Source organism: Streptomyces sp. NPDC042336, assembly GCF_055581985.1.
This window is the reverse complement of sequence record NZ_JBVJEA010000013.1, coordinates 52,390-67,840: the sequence shown is the minus strand read 5'-3', so window position 1 is coordinate 67,840 and position 15,451 is coordinate 52,390. Positions and strand designations below refer to the sequence as shown.

The 15,451-nt window shown below is 72.6% G+C and carries 13 protein-coding genes; 9 read left to right on the top strand and 4 right to left on the bottom strand.

Annotation, left to right across the window (positions count from 1 at the left end):
• Nucleotides 1-88 precede the first annotated feature (88 nt).
• The 3 genes from polA to ACZ6IM_RS26260 all read left to right on the top strand — a co-directional run bounded on the left by polA (nt 89) and on the right by ACZ6IM_RS26260 (nt 5,428).
• Entirely contained in the window at nt 89-2,812 is a 2,724-nt protein-coding gene (gene polA, locus ACZ6IM_RS26270; protein WP_469559594.1) for a DNA polymerase I, read from the top strand.
• Nucleotides 2,813-2,982: 170 nt separating this feature from the next.
• Nucleotides 2,983-3,351, top strand: coding sequence for a hypothetical protein (locus tag ACZ6IM_RS26265; protein WP_469559592.1), 369 nt, complete (start codon nt 2,983-2,985; stop codon nt 3,349-3,351).
• A gap of 307 nt (nt 3,352-3,658) precedes the next feature.
• Nucleotides 3,659-5,428 carry a lytic transglycosylase domain-containing protein gene (locus ACZ6IM_RS26260; RefSeq protein WP_052841550.1) on the top strand — a complete coding sequence of 590 codons (1,770 nt, stop codon included), beginning with the start codon at nt 3,659-3,661 and terminating at the stop codon, nt 5,426-5,428.
• Nucleotides 5,429-5,468: 40 nt separating this feature from the next.
• Here ACZ6IM_RS26260 and ACZ6IM_RS26255 read toward each other — a convergent pair whose 3' ends face one another.
• Nucleotides 5,469-8,147, bottom strand: a complete 2,679-nt coding sequence (locus ACZ6IM_RS26255; RefSeq protein WP_469559589.1) for an ATP-dependent RNA helicase — start codon at nt 8,145-8,147, stop codon at nt 5,469-5,471.
• A 67-nt stretch (nt 8,148-8,214) separates the two neighbouring features.
• On the bottom strand, nt 8,215-9,048 hold the full coding sequence (locus ACZ6IM_RS26250; protein ID WP_052841552.1) for a class I SAM-dependent methyltransferase: 834 nt from the start codon (nt 9,046-9,048) through the stop codon (nt 8,215-8,217).
• Between the two features lie 374 nt (nt 9,049-9,422).
• Here ACZ6IM_RS26250 and rpsA point away from each other — a divergent pair, with 374 nt between their 5' ends.
• From rpsA to ACZ6IM_RS26230, 4 genes are all read left to right on the top strand, one after another.
• Nucleotides 9,423-10,931 carry a 30S ribosomal protein S1 gene (rpsA, locus tag ACZ6IM_RS26245; RefSeq protein ID WP_052841553.1) on the top strand — a complete coding sequence of 503 codons (1,509 nt, stop codon included), beginning with the start codon at nt 9,423-9,425 and terminating at the stop codon, nt 10,929-10,931.
• 159 nt (nt 10,932-11,090) lie between these two features.
• Complete coding sequence (locus tag ACZ6IM_RS26240; RefSeq protein WP_052841554.1) at nt 11,091-12,029, top strand: PAC2 family protein; 939 nt, start codon at nt 11,091-11,093, stop codon at nt 12,027-12,029.
• 32 nt (nt 12,030-12,061) lie between these two features.
• A complete protein-coding gene (coaE, locus tag ACZ6IM_RS26235; RefSeq protein ID WP_052841555.1) occupies nt 12,062-12,664 on the top strand; it encodes a dephospho-CoA kinase in 603 nt (200 codons plus the stop codon).
• A gap of 49 nt (nt 12,665-12,713) precedes the next feature.
• Nucleotides 12,714-13,094, top strand: a complete 381-nt coding sequence (locus ACZ6IM_RS26230) for a tetratricopeptide repeat protein (RefSeq protein WP_052841556.1) — start codon at nt 12,714-12,716, stop codon at nt 13,092-13,094.
• Between the two features lie 17 nt (nt 13,095-13,111).
• Here ACZ6IM_RS26230 and ACZ6IM_RS26225 read toward each other — a convergent pair whose 3' ends face one another.
• A complete protein-coding gene (locus ACZ6IM_RS26225; protein ID WP_052841557.1) occupies nt 13,112-13,369 on the bottom strand; it encodes a DUF6343 family protein in 258 nt (85 codons plus the stop codon).
• A gap of 185 nt (nt 13,370-13,554) precedes the next feature.
• Here ACZ6IM_RS26225 and ACZ6IM_RS26220 point away from each other — a divergent pair, with 185 nt between their 5' ends.
• Together ACZ6IM_RS26220 and ACZ6IM_RS26215 are read left to right on the top strand one after the other, a co-directional pair.
• Nucleotides 13,555-14,241 (top strand): class I SAM-dependent methyltransferase, encoded by a 687-nt coding sequence (locus ACZ6IM_RS26220; RefSeq protein WP_469559584.1) that lies wholly within the window; start codon nt 13,555-13,557, stop codon nt 14,239-14,241.
• Between the two features lie 66 nt (nt 14,242-14,307).
• Nucleotides 14,308-14,814: a DoxX family protein gene (locus ACZ6IM_RS26215; RefSeq protein WP_469559581.1), complete on the top strand. Its 507-nt coding sequence runs from the start codon at nt 14,308-14,310 to the stop codon at nt 14,812-14,814.
• A 26-nt stretch (nt 14,815-14,840) separates the two neighbouring features.
• Here the strand turns inward: ACZ6IM_RS26215 and ACZ6IM_RS26210 are convergent, their stop codons facing one another.
• Nucleotides 14,841-15,377, bottom strand: a complete 537-nt coding sequence (locus tag ACZ6IM_RS26210) for an RNA-binding S4 domain-containing protein (protein WP_052841559.1) — start codon at nt 15,375-15,377, stop codon at nt 14,841-14,843.
• Between the last annotated feature and the right edge of the window lie 74 nt (nt 15,378-15,451).

Genomic DNA, 15,451 nt, shown 5'->3' with positions numbered 1-15,451 from the left:
CCACGACGCACCCGCAGACGGACGGCCGCGCCGGTGCCGCAGGCGCTCGCGGCACCGACTGTCAGTGGCACGTGGCAGGATCGGAGTCGTGGCGAAGACAGCATCGAAGAAGACCGACAGCACCTCCGGTGGCCGACCGCGGCTGATGCTCATGGACGGGCACTCGCTGGCGTACCGCGCGTTCTTCGCGCTGCCCGCGGAGAACTTCACGACGGCGACCGGCCAGCCGACCAACGCTATCTACGGCTTCGCGTCGATGCTGGCCAACACCCTGCGTGACGAGGCGCCCACGCACTTCGCGGTGGCGTTCGACGTCTCCCGCAAGACCTGGCGCTCCGAGGAGTTCACCGAGTACAAGGCGAACCGCTCCAAGACCCCGGACGAGTTCAAGGGGCAGGTGGAGCTGATCGGCGAGCTGCTCGACTCCATGCACGTCCCCCGCTTCGCCGTCGAGGGCTTCGAGGCCGACGACGTCATCGCCACCCTCGCCACCCAGGCCGAGGCCGAGGGCTTCGACGTGCTGATCGTCACCGGAGACCGGGACTCCTTCCAGCTGGTCAGCGAGCACACCACGGTCCTGTACCCGACCAAGGGCGTCTCCGAGCTGACCCGCTTCACGCCGGAGAAGGTCTTCGAGAAGTACGGACTGACCCCCGCCCAGTACCCCGACTTCGCGGCGCTGCGCGGCGACCCGTCCGACAACCTGCCCGGCATCCCGGGCGTCGGCGAGAAGACCGCCGCGAAGTGGATCAACCAGTTCGGGTCCTTCGCGGAGCTGGTCGAGCGCGTCGACGAGGTCAAGGGCAAGGCCGGGCAGAACCTCCGCGACCACCTGGAGTCCGTCAAGCTGAACCGCCGGCTCACCGAGCTGGAGCGACGGGTCGAGTTGCCGAAGACCGTCATCGACCTGGAGCGGACGGCCTACGACCGCAAGGGGGTCGCGGTGATCCTCGACACCCTGGAGATCCGCAACCCCTCCCTGCGCGAGCGGCTCTACGCGGTCGACCCGGGCGCCGAGGAGGCCGAGGCCACCCCGGTGGTCGCGGACGGGGTGGAGCTGGACGGCACCGTGCTGGGCACGGGCGAGCTGGCCGGCTGGCTCGCCGAGCACGGCACGCAGCCGCTCGGCGTGGCCACCGTCGACACCTGGGCCCTGGGCACCGGCTCGGTCGCCGAGGTCGCGCTCGCCGCGTCCGACGGGAAGGCCGCCTGGTTCGACCCCACGGAGATCGACGAGGCCGACGAGACGGCGTTCCGCTCCTGGCTCTCCGACCCGGACCGGCCGAAGGTCTTCCACAACGCCAAGGGCGCGATGCGCGTCTTCGCCGAGCACGGCTGGAGCGTCGCCGGCGTGGGCATGGACACCGCGCTGGCCGCCTACCTGGTCAAGCCGGGGCGCCGCTCCTTCGACCTGGACGCGCTGTCCCTGGAGTACCTGCACCGCGAGCTGGCCCCCGCCGCCGCGGCCGACGGACAGCTCGCCTTCGGCGCGGACGAGGGCGCCGAGGCCGAGGTGCTGATGGTGCAGGCCCGCGCCATCCTCGACCTGGGCGAGACCTTCGAGAGCCGCCTGGCCGACGTCGGCGCCGCCGATCTGCTGCGCGACATGGAGCTGCCCACCTCCGCGCTGCTCGCCCGCATGGAGCGGCACGGCATCGCGGCCGACCGGGAGCACCTCCAGGCCATGGAGCAGATGTTCGCGGGCGCCGTCCAGCAGGCCGTGAAGGAGGCGCACGCGGCGGCCGGACGGGAGTTCAACCTGGGCTCGCCCAAGCAGCTCCAGGAGGTCCTCTTCGGCGAGCTGAACCTGCCGAAGACCAAGAAGACCAAGACCGGCTACACCACCGACGCCGACGCCCTGGCCTGGCTCGCCGCCCAGACGGACAACGAACTGCCGGTGATCATGCTCCGCCACCGCGAGCAGGCCAAGCTGCGCGTCACGGTCGAGGGCCTGATCAAGACCATCGCCGCCGACGGCCGTATCCACACCACGTTCAACCAGACGGTCGCCGCGACCGGCCGCCTCTCCTCCACGGACCCGAACCTGCAGAACATCCCGGTCCGCACCGACGAGGGCCGCGCGATCCGCCGCGGCTTCGTGGTCGGCGAGGGCTTCGAGTCCCTGATGACGGCCGACTACAGCCAGATCGAGCTGCGCGTGATGGCCCACCTCTCCGAGGACGCGGGCCTGACCGAGGCGTTCACGTCCGGCGAGGACCTGCACACCACCGCGGCCGCCCAGGTCTTCTCCGTCGAGCAGTCCGCCGTGGACGCCGAGATGCGCCGCAAGATCAAGGCCATGTCCTACGGCCTGGCGTACGGCCTGTCGGCCTTCGGCCTCTCCCAGCAGCTGAACATCGAGGCGGCCGAGGCACGCGGCCTGATGGACGCCTACTTCGAGCGCTTCGGCGGTGTACGGGACTATCTGCGCCGGGTCGTCGACGAGGCACGGGCCACCGGGTACACGGCGACCCTCTTCGGCCGCCGCCGCTACCTGCCCGACCTCAACAGCGACAACCGCCAGCGTCGCGAGGCGGCCGAGCGGATGGCCCTGAACGCACCGATCCAGGGCACGGCGGCCGACATCGTCAAGATCGCCATGCTCAACGTGGACCGGGCGCTGCGCGAGGCCGGCCTCGAGTCCCGCATGCTCCTCCAGGTCCACGACGAGATCGTCCTGGAGATCGCCCCGGGCGAGCGCGCGGCGGCGGAGGAACTGGTCCGCCGGGAAATGGCGAACGCGGTGCGGCTCAGGGTCCCCCTGGGCGTCTCCGTGGGCGTGGGCCCGGACTGGGAGTCGGCGGCGCACTAGCCGCGCCCGCCGCGCCGCTGCGTCCCTTCCCCCGGCCACCGCCGCCCACCCCTCCGACGGGGGTGGGCGGCACCGTTCAGCCGGGCCACGTGCCACCCGCCCGCCCGCCCCGTCACTCCGGTGGCCCCCGAGGAAACGCCCCGCCCCCGGTCTCCCGTGAGGATGCGGGCATGGGTATACGCATGCTCCACCACCGGACGACACCGGCACGGGCACGCACCGACGGACCCGCCCGCGTGCCACTCCTCCCGGTCCCGGTCTTCGCGCCGGGCGCAAGTACCGGTCGCACCCCCGCCACCCTCACCACGGTCCTGCGCCGCACCGCGACCGACCTCCGCCGAGGACTCGCCCGCCGGGGCGCCGGAACCACCGCCCCGCGCGAGACACCCGCCTGGCGGCTGTGGGCCGACCTGGCCCGCGGCTACCTCGCCCTGGCCCTCACCCTGCTGCCGCGCCCCCGGCCCGCCCGCACCTTCACCGTGTTCGTCGCGCCCGCCGACGCCCTCCGCGCGCGACCCGACGGACCGGCCCGGTACTGATGCCGCCCCGGACGCCGCCCCGGACGGCACGGCGGTCGCGCGACCGGGGGAACGGCAACGGAACTCCTCATATGGCCAAGTGGTGAATATCGGGCAGGAACGGGTGCCCGTGCAAAGCAAGTTGTCGTAGGGTCGCCTGCGGCACCGTACTGGTCGAACGGACGACCACGGTGCCCGGAGGATCGCCGTGCAACCGTCTGCGCCGGTCGATCGTCACAACAGGGCGGGCACAGCGGTACGACGGGCGAGTACGACAGCGGAAGACGGACGGACGGACGCGCGGGCGTCCACGGGAGGGGTTCACTCTATGGTGGCGCATTTCGACAGGAGGCTCCGCAAGGCGGCGCTCACCACCACCGTGGCGGCGGTCGCGGTCGCGGCCCTGTCCGCGTCCCAGGCCCCCGAGGTGACGGCCGACGGCAACGGCAGACAGACCACCGCCGACAACGCGCCGACGTCCGACACGTCCTCCGAGCAGAGCGCCACCGGCAACTCCCCGTACTACACCGACCTGCCGCCCCTCAACAGCCCCAACCCCGCCCCGACCACGGGCACCCCCTCCTCCCGGGGCTCCTCCGAGGCCGGCATCCCCGCCACCGTCCTCGACGCGTACAAGAAGGCCGAGTCGGAGCTGCGCCGGTCCAAGCCCGGCTGCAACCTGCCGTGGCAACTGCTTGCCGCCATCGGCAAGGTGGAGTCCGGTCAGGCCCGCGGCGGCCGCGTCGACGCGGGCGGCACCACCATCGGCCGCATCATCGGCCCGCAGCTCGACGGCAACGGCTTCGCCCTCATCAAGGACACCGACAACGGCGTCTACGACGGCAACAGCAGCTACGACAACGCCGTCGGCCCCATGCAGTTCATCCCGTCCACCTGGGCGTGGGCGGGCCGCGACGGCAACGGCGACGGCAAGGACGACCCCAACAACGTCTACGACGCCGCGCTCGCCGCCGGCCACTACCTGTGCCGCAACGGCTGGGACCTGTCCGTCCAGGCCGACCTCAACCGCGCGATCCTCAGCTACAACAACTCGCAGGACTACCTGAACACGGTCCTGTCGTGGCTGGAGCACTACCGCAGGGGCACCCACGAGATCCCGGACGGCACCGGCAGCCTCCCGGTCGGCCGCAGCGACGACCCCTTCACCGGCGTCAGCCCCTCACCGGGCCGCACGGGCGCGAACACGGGATCCCGGGCCCCGAGTACGGCATCGCCCAGCCCGGACCCGTCCCCGAGCAAGCCGCCGGCCTCGGGCAAGCCCGGCACCGGGGGCCCGAGCACCAAGCCCCCCACGGAGCCGACGCCGCCGACCGGGAGCCCCGTGCCCAGCCCCACTCCCACCGACACGGTGCACCATTTGGAGAACGCCGGCACCACGGGGCTCACCGCGATCGCGGGCGACGCGTTCACCCAGCAGATCAGCACCCGCGCCGAGACCAAGGCCGGAAAGGCCGTCGGCAAGGTGCGCATCCGCTTCACCGTCCTGGGCGACACGGACGCCACCTTCACCGGCGGCGAGAAGGTCGCCGCGGTCACCACCAACGCCTCCGGGGTGGCCGTCGCGCCCGCGCTGGTGGCGGGCGAGCAGACCGGCGAGTTCACCGTCCGCGCCACCGTGATCGGCCGCAGCGTCCCGGGCCTCGACTACAAGGCCACCGTCACCGAGCGCGTCGCCGACGCCCTCACCACCACCGGCGCGACGGAGCTGGCATGCACGCCGGGCGGCGAGTTCGCCGACCCGGTCACGGTGAAGGCCACGCTCAAGGGCGCCGTCGCGGACAAGGTCGCCGTCACCGCCACGCTCATCAAGTCCGGGGCCGACCCGACCGAGAACGACAAGGGCCCCTACTTCAAGGACGCCGACGGAAAGGCCGTCCGGACGCTGGCCGGCCGGAAGACCGACGCCAAGGGCCTGCTGGAGCTGCCGAAGCTGTACGCCGACGACGCCGAGGGCTCCTACGTCATCCGTCTCACCACGGCGGGCGGCGCACAACTCGACATCACCCTGAAGGTGGCCAAGGCGCCCGAACCGACGCCGGACCCGTCGACCGAGCCGTCGACGCAGCCGGAGGCGTAGGCACCGTCCCGCCCGGCGGGGCGCTCCCCGCCGGACCCGGTCACTTGCCGAGCCGCGCCTTGGTGTACCGCGTCGGCTCCGCCGTGGCCGGGTCCTCGGGCCACGGATGCTTCGGGTACCGGCCGCGCAGCTCCGCGCGTACGCCCTTGTAGCCGTCCTTCCAGAAGGAGGCCAGGTCGGCGGTGACCGCGGCGGGGCGGCCGGCGGGGGAGAGCAGATGCACGAGGAGCGGCACCCCGGCGATCCCGGGTGACCGCTGGAGCCCGAACATCTCCTGCAACTTCACGGCGAGTACGGGCCGTTCGGGATCGTCGTAGTCGATCCGGATCCTGGACCCACTGGGGACCAGGATCCGCTCGGGGGCCAGCTCGTCGAGCCGCGCCGCTTCCCCGGACGCCCAGGGCAGCAGCCGCGACAGCGCCTGTACGGCGTCGATCCGGCCCAGGTCGGCCCGCCGCCGGGCGCGGCTCAGCTCGGGTTCCAGCCACTCGTCCGCGCGCGCGAGCAGCGTGTCGTCGGTGACGTCCGGCCAGGGCTCACCGATGTGCCGCCGCAGGAACGCGAGCCGCTTGCGCAGCAGGTCGGCGTCGGCCGAGCGGCGCAGCAGCCCGAGCCCCTCCCGCCGCAGCCCCTCCAGCAGCGCGCCCCGTACGAGGGCGGGGTCGGCGCCGGTGAGGGGCCGCACCGCCAGTTCCACCGCCCCGAGCCGTTCGACCCGCCGGGCCACCACGTCGCCGTCGGCCCAGTGCACCTCGTCCCGCTCGGTCAGCAGTGCTCCCGCCGCGAGCCGGGCGGTCTCCTCGTCGACGGCCGCTGCGAGTTGCACGCGCGCGTGCCCCCGGCCCACGGGCCGGTCGGCCACGGCCACGGCGATCCACGGCGCTCCCCGCAGCGCGGACGCCTCCGGCAGCTCCGCCCGCGTACCGGACACCATCAGGTACGAACCGCCGTCCTTCCTGGCCACCCGCTCGGGAAACGCCAGAGCGGCCACCAGCCCGGCGAGAACCTCGTCGCCGGCTCGCTGCCCGTCCCCGCCGTCCCCGTCCTGAACGGCGGCCCGCAGCCGCCGCACCTCGGCCCGCCACCGTGCCCCGTACGCGTCCCCGCCCCGCCGAGCCGCCCGCAGCACGGACACCAGGTCGTCCCCGTACTCCCGCGGCGGCTCCTCACTCAACAGCCCCACCACCTCGGCCACCACCTCACCCCCGCCCGACCCGGCGACGTCCGCCGGGAAGCCGCCCGCGCGGGATCCGCCGGGCCGTGGCCCGCCCGCCTCGGAGCCGCCCCCAGGGGTGGCACCCGTGCCCGGGGGCCGTGCGCCGGTGTGGTCCGTGGGTGCCGCCGTCGCCGAGGCGGCCCGGGGTGACATCTCCGTGCTCAGTTCCGCCGCGTCCAGGAGGGCGCGGCCCAGCCGGGGGTGCAGGCCGAGGCGGGCCAGTCGTGCGCCTCGCTCCGTCGCCCGGCCGGCGGAGTCCACCGCGCCGACCGCCTCCAGCACCGACCGGGCGGCCGTCATCGCCCCGCCCGGCGGCGGATCGAGGAGCGCCAGACCGGACGCGTCCGGATCGCCCCAGCAGGCCGCCTGCAACGCGAACGCCGTCAGGTCGGCCACCTTGATCTCCGGTGCCGGGAACCGCGGCATACGGGCGTCCTCCGCCTCCGCCCAGCAGCGGTACACCACCCCCGGCGCCTCGCGGCCGGCCCGGCCCGCCCGCTGCCGGGCCGCCGCCCGCGAGGCCCGCACCGTCGTCAGCGAGCTGAGCCCGCGCGCGTGGTCCACCCGCGGCTCCCGCGCCAGCCCCGCGTCCACGACCACCCGGACACCCGGGACCGTCAGCGACGACTCGGCCACCGAGGTCGCCAGCACCACCCTGCGCCGCGCCCCGGGCGCCAGCACCGCGTCCTGCACCGCTGCGGGCGCCCGGCCGTGCACCTGGAGCACGTCCACGTCCCCGAGGCCCGACAGCCGACCCGCCACGCGGGAGATCTCCCCGATCCCCGGCAGGAAGCACAGGACGTCCCCGTCCCGTTCGGCCAGCGCCCGCCGCACCACCGAGGCCACGTGCGCCAGCAGCGCCGGGTCCACCCGCATCCCGTGCGGCGGCCGCACCGGCCGCACCGGCGGCGCCCACACGACCTCGACCGGGTACGACACGCCCCGCGCCTCGACGACCGGCGCGTCGCCCAGCAGCCGCGACCAGCCCTCGGCGTCGGTCGTCGCCGACGCGGCCACCAGCCGCAGCTCGGGCCGCAGGGCCTGCCGCACGTCCCACAGGAACGCCGCCGACGTGTCCGCGTCCAGATGCCGCTCGTGGCACTCGTCCAGCACCACCGCGTCGACGCCCGTCAGCTCCTGGTCCCGCTGGAGCCGCTGGAGCAGCACGCCGGTCGTGACGACCTCCACGCGCGTGTGGCGCCCGACGACCCGCTCCCCGCGCACGGTGTAGCCGACACTCGCGCCCGGCTTCTCACCCAGCAGCCACGCCATCCGCCGGGCCGCCGCCCGCGCCGCGATCCGCCGCGGCTCGGCCACGACCACACGCCGCGCGGGAGCCTCACCGCCGCCCAGCAGCCCCGCCAGAGCCAGCGGCACCAGCGTCGTCTTGCCGGTGCCGGGCGGCGCGACCAGCACCGCCGTGCCGTGCCCCTCCAGGGCGTCGTGCAGCGCGGGCAGGGCACCGCGCACGGGCAGCGCGTCCAGGGCGTCGTAACGGATCACGCCCCCAGTGTCGTACGTCCGGGAAAGCGCCCTCCCACGCGCGCGGGCACCCGCGTGGCGGTACGGCTCAGTCGCGCTCGCAGACGAAGATCGCCGTCCCCGGGATCAGGTGCCCGCGCAGCGGAGACCAGCCGCCCCACTCCGAGGTGTTCCAGTCCGGCCACTCCGGCTCCACGAGGTCCACCAGGCGGAACCCCGATGTCACCACGTCCCGCACGCGGTCACCGAGCGTCCTGTGGTGCTCGACGTACACCGCCAGGCCCTCGTCGTCCTGCTCGACGTACGGCGTCCGGTCGAAGTACGAGGCGGACACCGACAGCCCCTCGGGGCCCGGCTCGTCCGGGAACGCCCAGCGCAGCGGATGCGTCACGGAGAAGACGAAGCGGCCGCCGGGCCGCAGCACCCGCCGCACCTCCCGCAGCACCAGCCGCGGGTCGGCGACGAACGGCAGCGCCCCGTACGCCGAACACGCCAGGTCGAACGAACCGTCCGCGAAGGGCAGCACCGACGCGTCGGCACACACCAGGGGGAACGAGCCGCCGATGCGCAGGGCGTGCTGGAGCTGGCGGTGGGAGAGGTCCAGGGCCACCGGACGGGCCCCCTGAGCGGTCAGCCAGCGCGAACACTGGGCGGCGCCGGCGCCGATCTCCAGGACGTCCTTGCCTTTCAGCTCCTCGGACGGGCCGAGCAGCTCGGCCTCCACCTCGTCCAGGCCCTCGGGACACCACACGAAGCGGTCGTCGCCGAGGAAGGTGCCGTGCTCGGTCTGGTACTCGTCCGCGTTCCGGTCCCACCAGCCGCGGTTGGCGCGGGAACTCTCCGCGACACCGGCGGCACGCCGGGTGGCCTCGGGCTCTGGTCCGTCGGTTCCTTCGGCCTCGGACGTTACGGGCTCTTGGATGACCGGCTCCCTCGTACTAGTCTGCGGGCTCTTCCGTGCCGCCCGCCCCGCGTGTCACGCAAGGGGCATCCAGGGGTCCATGTGGCCTCGGGAGACGGCTTTTGTGCCGGGATTGCGACGATCCGCCCCGGGTGTGCGGCTTCGCGCATTGACCCTGCCCGGCTGCCCCCGTATGCTACAAGTTGCGCTGCGGGCCTGCGCACCTCAGACGTAGCAGGTCGCGCTCGCATCTGTTGTATGTCCCCTCGGTTCTCGAGGTGTCACCCCTGGTTTCGGTGACGCTTCCTTGGCTGTCCGGCTTCTGCAGAGCGAAACGGGCTCCCGGCGTAAGCAGTACCTACGACTTCAATGTCCGTACCGGAGCCCTTTCCCACATGACGAGCAGCACCGAGACCACCGCCACCACCCCGCAGGTTGCGGTCAACGACATCGGTAACGAGGAAGCCTTCCTCGCCGCGATCGACGAGACGATCAAGTACTTCAACGACGGCGACATCGTCGACGGCGTCATCGTGAAGGTCGACCGGGACGAGGTCCTGCTCGACATCGGTTACAAGACCGAAGGTGTCATCCCGAGCCGCGAGCTCTCGATCAAGCACGACGTCGACCCCAACGAGGTCGTCGCCGTCGGTGACGAGATCGAGGCCCTTGTCCTCCAGAAGGAGGACAAGGAAGGCCGCCTGATCCTCTCGAAGAAGCGCGCCCAGTACGAGCGGGCCTGGGGCACCATCGAGAAGATCAAGGAAGAGGACGGCATCGTCACCGGTACCGTCATCGAGGTCGTCAAGGGTGGTCTCATCCTCGACATCGGCCTCCGCGGCTTCCTCCCGGCCTCCCTGGTCGAGATGCGCCGCGTCCGCGACCTCCAGCCCTACGTGGGCAAGGAGCTCGAGGCGAAGATCATCGAGCTGGACAAGAACCGCAACAACGTGGTCCTGTCCCGCCGTGCCTGGCTGGAGCAGACCCAGTCCGAGGTCCGCCAGACGTTCCTCACCACCCTCCAGAAGGGTCAGGTCCGTTCCGGCGTCGTCTCCTCGATCGTCAACTTCGGTGCCTTCGTGGACCTGGGTGGCGTCGACGGTCTGGTCCACGTCTCCGAGCTGTCCTGGAAGCACATCGACCACCCCTCCGAGGTTGTCGAGGTCGGCCAGGAGGTCACCGTCGAGGTCCTCGACGTCGACATGGACCGCGAGCGTGTCTCCCTGTCGCTGAAGGCGACCCAGGAAGACCCGTGGCAGCAGTTCGCCCGCACCCACCAGATCGGCCAGGTCGTGCCCGGCAAGGTCACGAAGCTGGTGCCGTTCGGTGCGTTCGTCCGCGTGGACGAGGGCATCGAGGGTCTGGTCCACATCTCCGAGCTGGCCGAGCGCCACGTGGAGATCCCGGAGCAGGTCGTCCAGGTCAACGACGAGATCTTCGTCAAGGTCATCGACATCGACCTCGAGCGCCGCCGCATCAGCCTCTCGCTGAAGCAGGCCAACGAGGCCTTCGGTGCCGACCCGTCCACGGTCGAGTTCGACCCGACCCTGTACGGCATGGCCGCGTCCTACGACGACCAGGGCAACTACATCTACCCCGAGGGCTTCGACCCCGAGACCAACGACTGGCTCGAGGGCTACGAGACCCAGCGCGAGGCGTGGGAGACGCAGTACGCCGAGGCCCAGCAGCGCTTCGAGCAGCACCAGGCGCAGGTCATCAAGTCCCGCGAGGCGGACGAGAAGGCCGCTGCCGAGGGTGTCGACACCGCGGGTGCGGCTCCGGTCGCGTCCGGTGGTGGCGGCGGCGGCTCGTACTCCTCCGAGGGCGGCGACAACTCCGGCGCCCTGGCGTCGGACGAGGCGCTGGCCGCGCTGCGCGAGAAGCTGGCCGGCGGCCAGAGCTGAAGCTCTGAGCACCGACCGCTGACACACAGCGGTTGAAGCACAGCGGCAGACCGAGGGGCCGCACCTTCCGAGGTGCGGCCCCTTCGGTGTGTCCTCCCGGGAATGCCCCACGCCGCAAGGGCGTTGTGACATACGAACACGAGGAGGGGAGCGGTCACTGTGCTTGATCCGCAGGATTTGTACGCCTGGGAGCCGAAGGGCCTTGCCGTCGTCGACATGGCACTCGCCCAGGAGTCGGCCGGACTGGTCATGCTGTACCACTTCGACGGATACATCGATGCCGGGGAGACGGGCGACCAGATCGTCGACCAGGTGCTCGACTCGCTGCCCCACCAGGTCGTCGCCCGCTTCGACCACGACCGGCTCGTGGACTACCGCGCGCGTCGGCCGCTGCTGACCTTCAAGCGGGACACCTGGTCGGACTACGAGGAACCCACCATCGAGGTGCGACTCGTGCAGGACGCCACCGGGGCGCCCTTCCTGCTCCTGTCGGGCCCCGAGCCGGACGTCGAGTGGGAGCGCTTCGCGGCCGCCGTGGGGCAGATCGTGGAGCGGCTCGGCGTCCGCCTGTCGGTCAGCTTCCACGGCATCCCGATGGGCGTCCCGCACACCCGCCCCGTCGGCATTACCCCGCACGGCAGCCGCACCGACCTCGTGCCGGGCCACCGCAGCCCCTTCGAAGAGGCGCAGGTCCCCGGCAGCGCGGAGGCACTCGTCGAGTACCGGCTCGCGCAGGCCGGCCACGACGTGCTCGGCGTCGCCGCGCACGTCCCGCACTACATCGCCCGCTCCGCGTACCCGGACGCGGCGCTGACCGTCCTGGAGGCGATCACCGCGGCGACCGGTCTGGTCCTGCCGGGCATCGCGCACTCCCTGCGCACGGACGCCCACCGCACCCAGACGGAGATCGACCGGCAGATCCAGGAGGGCGACGAGGAACTCACCGCCCTCGTCCAGGGCCTGGAGCACCAGTACGACGCGGCCGCCGGCGCCGAGACGCGGGGCAACATGCTGGCCGAACCCGTCGAGATCCCGTCCGCGGACGAGATCGGCCGCGAGTTCGAACGGTTCCTCGCGGAGCGGGAGGGCGACGGCTGACGCCGTGACCGGCACCCTCTAAGCTTCCGCTCATGCTGAAGGTGGGCCTGACCGGCGGGATCGGCGCCGGCAAGAGCGAGGTGTCCCGGCTCCTCGTCGAGCACGGCGCCGTACTGATCGACGCCGACCGGATCGCGCGCGAGGTCGTGGCCCCCGGAACACCGGGGCTCGCCGCGGTCGTGGACGCGTTCGGCGAGGACGTCCTCGCCGAGGACGGCAGCCTGGACCGGCCCAAACTGGGCTCGATCGTGTTCGCCGACCCGGAGAAGCTGGCCGTCCTGAACGGCATCGTGCACCCCCTGGTCGGTGAGCGCTCCCGCGCCCTGGAGGAGGCCGCCGCCGAGGACGCCGTCGTCGTCCACGACGTCCCCCTGCTCACGGAGAACGGATTGGCGCCGCTGTACGACCTCGTGATCGTCGTGGACGCCGACCCGGCCACTCAGCTCGACCGGTTGGTCCGGCTGCGCGGCATGACCGAGCAGGACGCACGGGCCCGCATGGCCGCCCAGGCGACGCGCGAGCAGCGCCGGGAGATCGCGGACGTGGTCGTCGACAACGACGTACCGCTGGAGGAACTGAGGCGCCGCGTCAAGGAGGTCTGGGTCGAACTGGTGCGCAGGGCGCACACGGAATAGCGGCTCCCGCGCGTGCGTTGATCCCTTCCAGCGAGGGAAGGACTCAGCCGTGCCCGAGACAAGCGGTCAGACCGGACGTACTCCGGAGACGGATGTCATCGACTTCCGTGCCGCCGAGCAGTTGCTCGCGGCGCGGGATCCGCGCGGCGCGGTGAAACTTCTCGACGGGGTCATCGGCGCCCATCCCGAGAACACCGCCGCCCGCCTGCTGCGCGCGCGTGCCTTCTTCGCGGCGGCGCAACTGCGGCCGGCCGAGCTGGAGTTCACCATCGTCCTGGAGCGCGAGCCGGACAACGCGTTCGCGCACTTCGCCCTCGCCCGCACCTATGAGCGCCGGGGCTGTCCCGACCAGGCACGGCGCCACTTCCGGCTGGCGGCGGCGCTCGATCCGAACCCGGAGTACCTGCAGCAGGCGCGCTTCGACCTCTGACGGCCGGCTCCTCGGGGTCAGCGCCTCGGGGGCGGGTACGGAGGGATGTCGCGACCCGGTTGGTAGTGCGGGCCCTGGCGGATGTGCCGGAGGATCACGGTCAGGTCGACCGTGATGACGAGCCACAGCACGCCGCAGGCGAGCGCCCAGCCGAACCGTCCCGTGAGCGCGAAGACGGCCGTGCCGAAGACGGCCCAGACCAGCCCCCACAGGCTCAGCCAGAACCGCGCCCGCAGGGCACTGCGCGCGGTCGCCGGTTCACTGCCCGTACGCATCGGTTCACCACTCCTCGTATCGAACGTACTGCGGCAGGCCGGGAGGGGGAAGCGAGGCGTACCACAGGACCGGCGACCGCCCGTCCCTGGCGGCAGGAGCGGGCGCGTTCACTCGGTCGGGTGAACCCATGTCGAGGGGGAACGTGCGTGCGGGCGCGGGCCGTTGGATGGACATGGAGCTGAGAATGCGAGAGGGACATCAGGGGACGGGACCCGGAGCCATCACCCCCGACGGCTGTGCGGTCGAGCTCTATTCACGGCTGCCCGCCGGAGACGAGCCGGACATCGTCGCCGCCGCCGTGCCCGAGGGCGCGCGGATACTGGAGCTGGGCAGCGGGGTGGGGCGCATGACCCATCCCCTGCTGGAGCGCGGGTTCACCGTCACCGCGGTGGACGAGTCCGCCGAGATGCTGGAACGCGTGCGTGGGGCCCGCACCATATGCAGCCCGATCGAGGATCTCGATCTCGGTGAGCGCTTCGACGTGGTGATGCTGGCGTCGTTCCTCGTGCACACCGGGGAGGTCGAGGTGCGGCGTGCGCTGCTGCGCACATGTGCCAGGCACGTCGAGGACGACGGCTGTGTGCTGATCCAGCGGGAGGGGGCGGACTACCACACGAATCTGCCGCGGGAGCGGGTGGACCCCAGCGGCTTCACCGTCCGGATCCTGTCGGCGGACCCGGTGGGTGACGGCGTCAACTCGGTCCGGGCGGAGTACGAGTTCCCGGATGCCGTCTGGACCCAGACCTTCAGGGCCCGCCCGCTGACCAGGGAGCAGTTCGAGGAGGCGCTGGGGGAGGCGGGACTGGCGGTGGACCGGTATCTCACCGACGACGGGATCTGGGTGAGGGCCGTGCCCGTGCGGCGGGAGTAGCGGCAGACCTGGCGCGGTGGGGCCACCGGCGCGGGCGCCTTAGTAGCGGCAGGGCCCCGTGGGGCGATGAGTTCCGCCAGAGCGAGCGGTCTGTATCCCGACAGCAGCACGGACCGCCCAGCCCAGGAGACCGCCATGTCCGAAACCACCGCTTCCCCCGCTCCCACCCTGCCGGCCCGCGGGCGTGGCCTCCGTGTCGCCCTGCGCGTGGTGCAGGCGCTCCTCGCACTGTTCTTCGCCTTCGCGAGCGCCCTGCCCAAGCTGATCGGGCACTCCTCGGCGGCCGACAGCTTCGCCGAGATGGGCTGGGGCGACGCGGGCATGTACGCGATCGGTGTCCTGGAGCTGGCCGGGGCGATCGCCCTGGTCGTCCCGGTGCTCCAGTCGGTGGCGGCGACGGCGCTGAGCGCGCTGATGGTGGGCGCGTTCGTCGTCCAGCTCACCTACTTGGACGGTGCGAACGCGGCGACGCCGCTCGTCCTGATGGTGCCGCTCCTGGTCATCGCCCGGGCCCGCCGCGGGCACAACGAGGAGCTGCGCCGGCTGGTGCGAGACCGGGTCCGGCGCGGCTGACCGGGCGTGGCCCGCTCACGGACCGCTCAGGGCCTGGTCCCGGCGTCCCTCCGGGAGCTGCTCAGGCCCTCCAGCCCGCGCAGCCGGTCCATCTCGCGTCGGTCCCGCTTGGTCGGACGTCCGGCGCCGCGGTCGCGGATGCCGGCCGGGGCGACGGCCTCGCGGGGCGGGGGCGGCGGGGAGTTGTCGACGTAGCACTGGACGGCGACCGGGGCACCGACGCGCTTGCGGATCAGCCGCTTCACGACGACGACCCGCTCCCGGCCCTCCTGACGCAGGCGCACCTCGTCGCCGACGCGGAGCGAGTGGGCGGGCTTCACCCGTTCGCCGTTCACCCGGACATGGCCGCCGCGGCAGGCGGTCGCGCCCAGGGAGCGGGTCTTGATCAGGCGGACGGCCCAGATCCAGCTGTCCACGCGGACGCTCTCGCCGTTCTTCGGCCCGGCCGCCTCGGCGGCGGCGATCGCCGCCGCCGTCTTCGGGTCCGGTGCCCCGGCCGCGGCAGCGTCGTCCTGCGGGGCGGCCACCGGGCCGCTCCCGCCTTCGTCATGCTCGGAAGCCATGCTCCGACCCTAACCGCCCGGCCCGGTGGAAAGGGCCGCAATATCGGCGCCGGCCGACCGACCCGGCCCCCGCG

Bases quoted from the DNA above. Each gene is read 5' to 3' on its own strand.
- ACZ6IM_RS26265 (WP_469559592.1), top strand. From the start codon at position 2,983: ATGGGTATACGCATGCTCCACCACCGGACGACACCGGCACGGGCACGC.
- ACZ6IM_RS26260 (WP_052841550.1), top strand. From the start codon at position 3,659: ATGGTGGCGCATTTCGACAGGAGGCTCCGCAAGGCGGCGCTCACCACC.
- rpsA (WP_052841553.1), top strand. From the start codon at position 9,423: ATGACGAGCAGCACCGAGACCACCGCCACCACCCCGCAGGTTGCGGTC.
- coaE (WP_052841555.1), top strand. From the start codon at position 12,062: ATGCTGAAGGTGGGCCTGACCGGCGGGATCGGCGCCGGCAAGAGCGAG.
- ACZ6IM_RS26225 (WP_052841557.1), bottom strand. From the start codon at position 13,369: ATGCGTACGGGCAGTGAACCGGCGACCGCGCGCAGTGCCCTGCGGGCG.
- ACZ6IM_RS26220 (WP_469559584.1), top strand. From the start codon at position 13,555: ATGCGAGAGGGACATCAGGGGACGGGACCCGGAGCCATCACCCCCGAC.
- ACZ6IM_RS26215 (WP_469559581.1), top strand. From the start codon at position 14,308: ATGAGTTCCGCCAGAGCGAGCGGTCTGTATCCCGACAGCAGCACGGAC.
- ACZ6IM_RS26210 (WP_052841559.1), bottom strand. From the start codon at position 15,377: ATGGCTTCCGAGCATGACGAAGGCGGGAGCGGCCCGGTGGCCGCCCCG.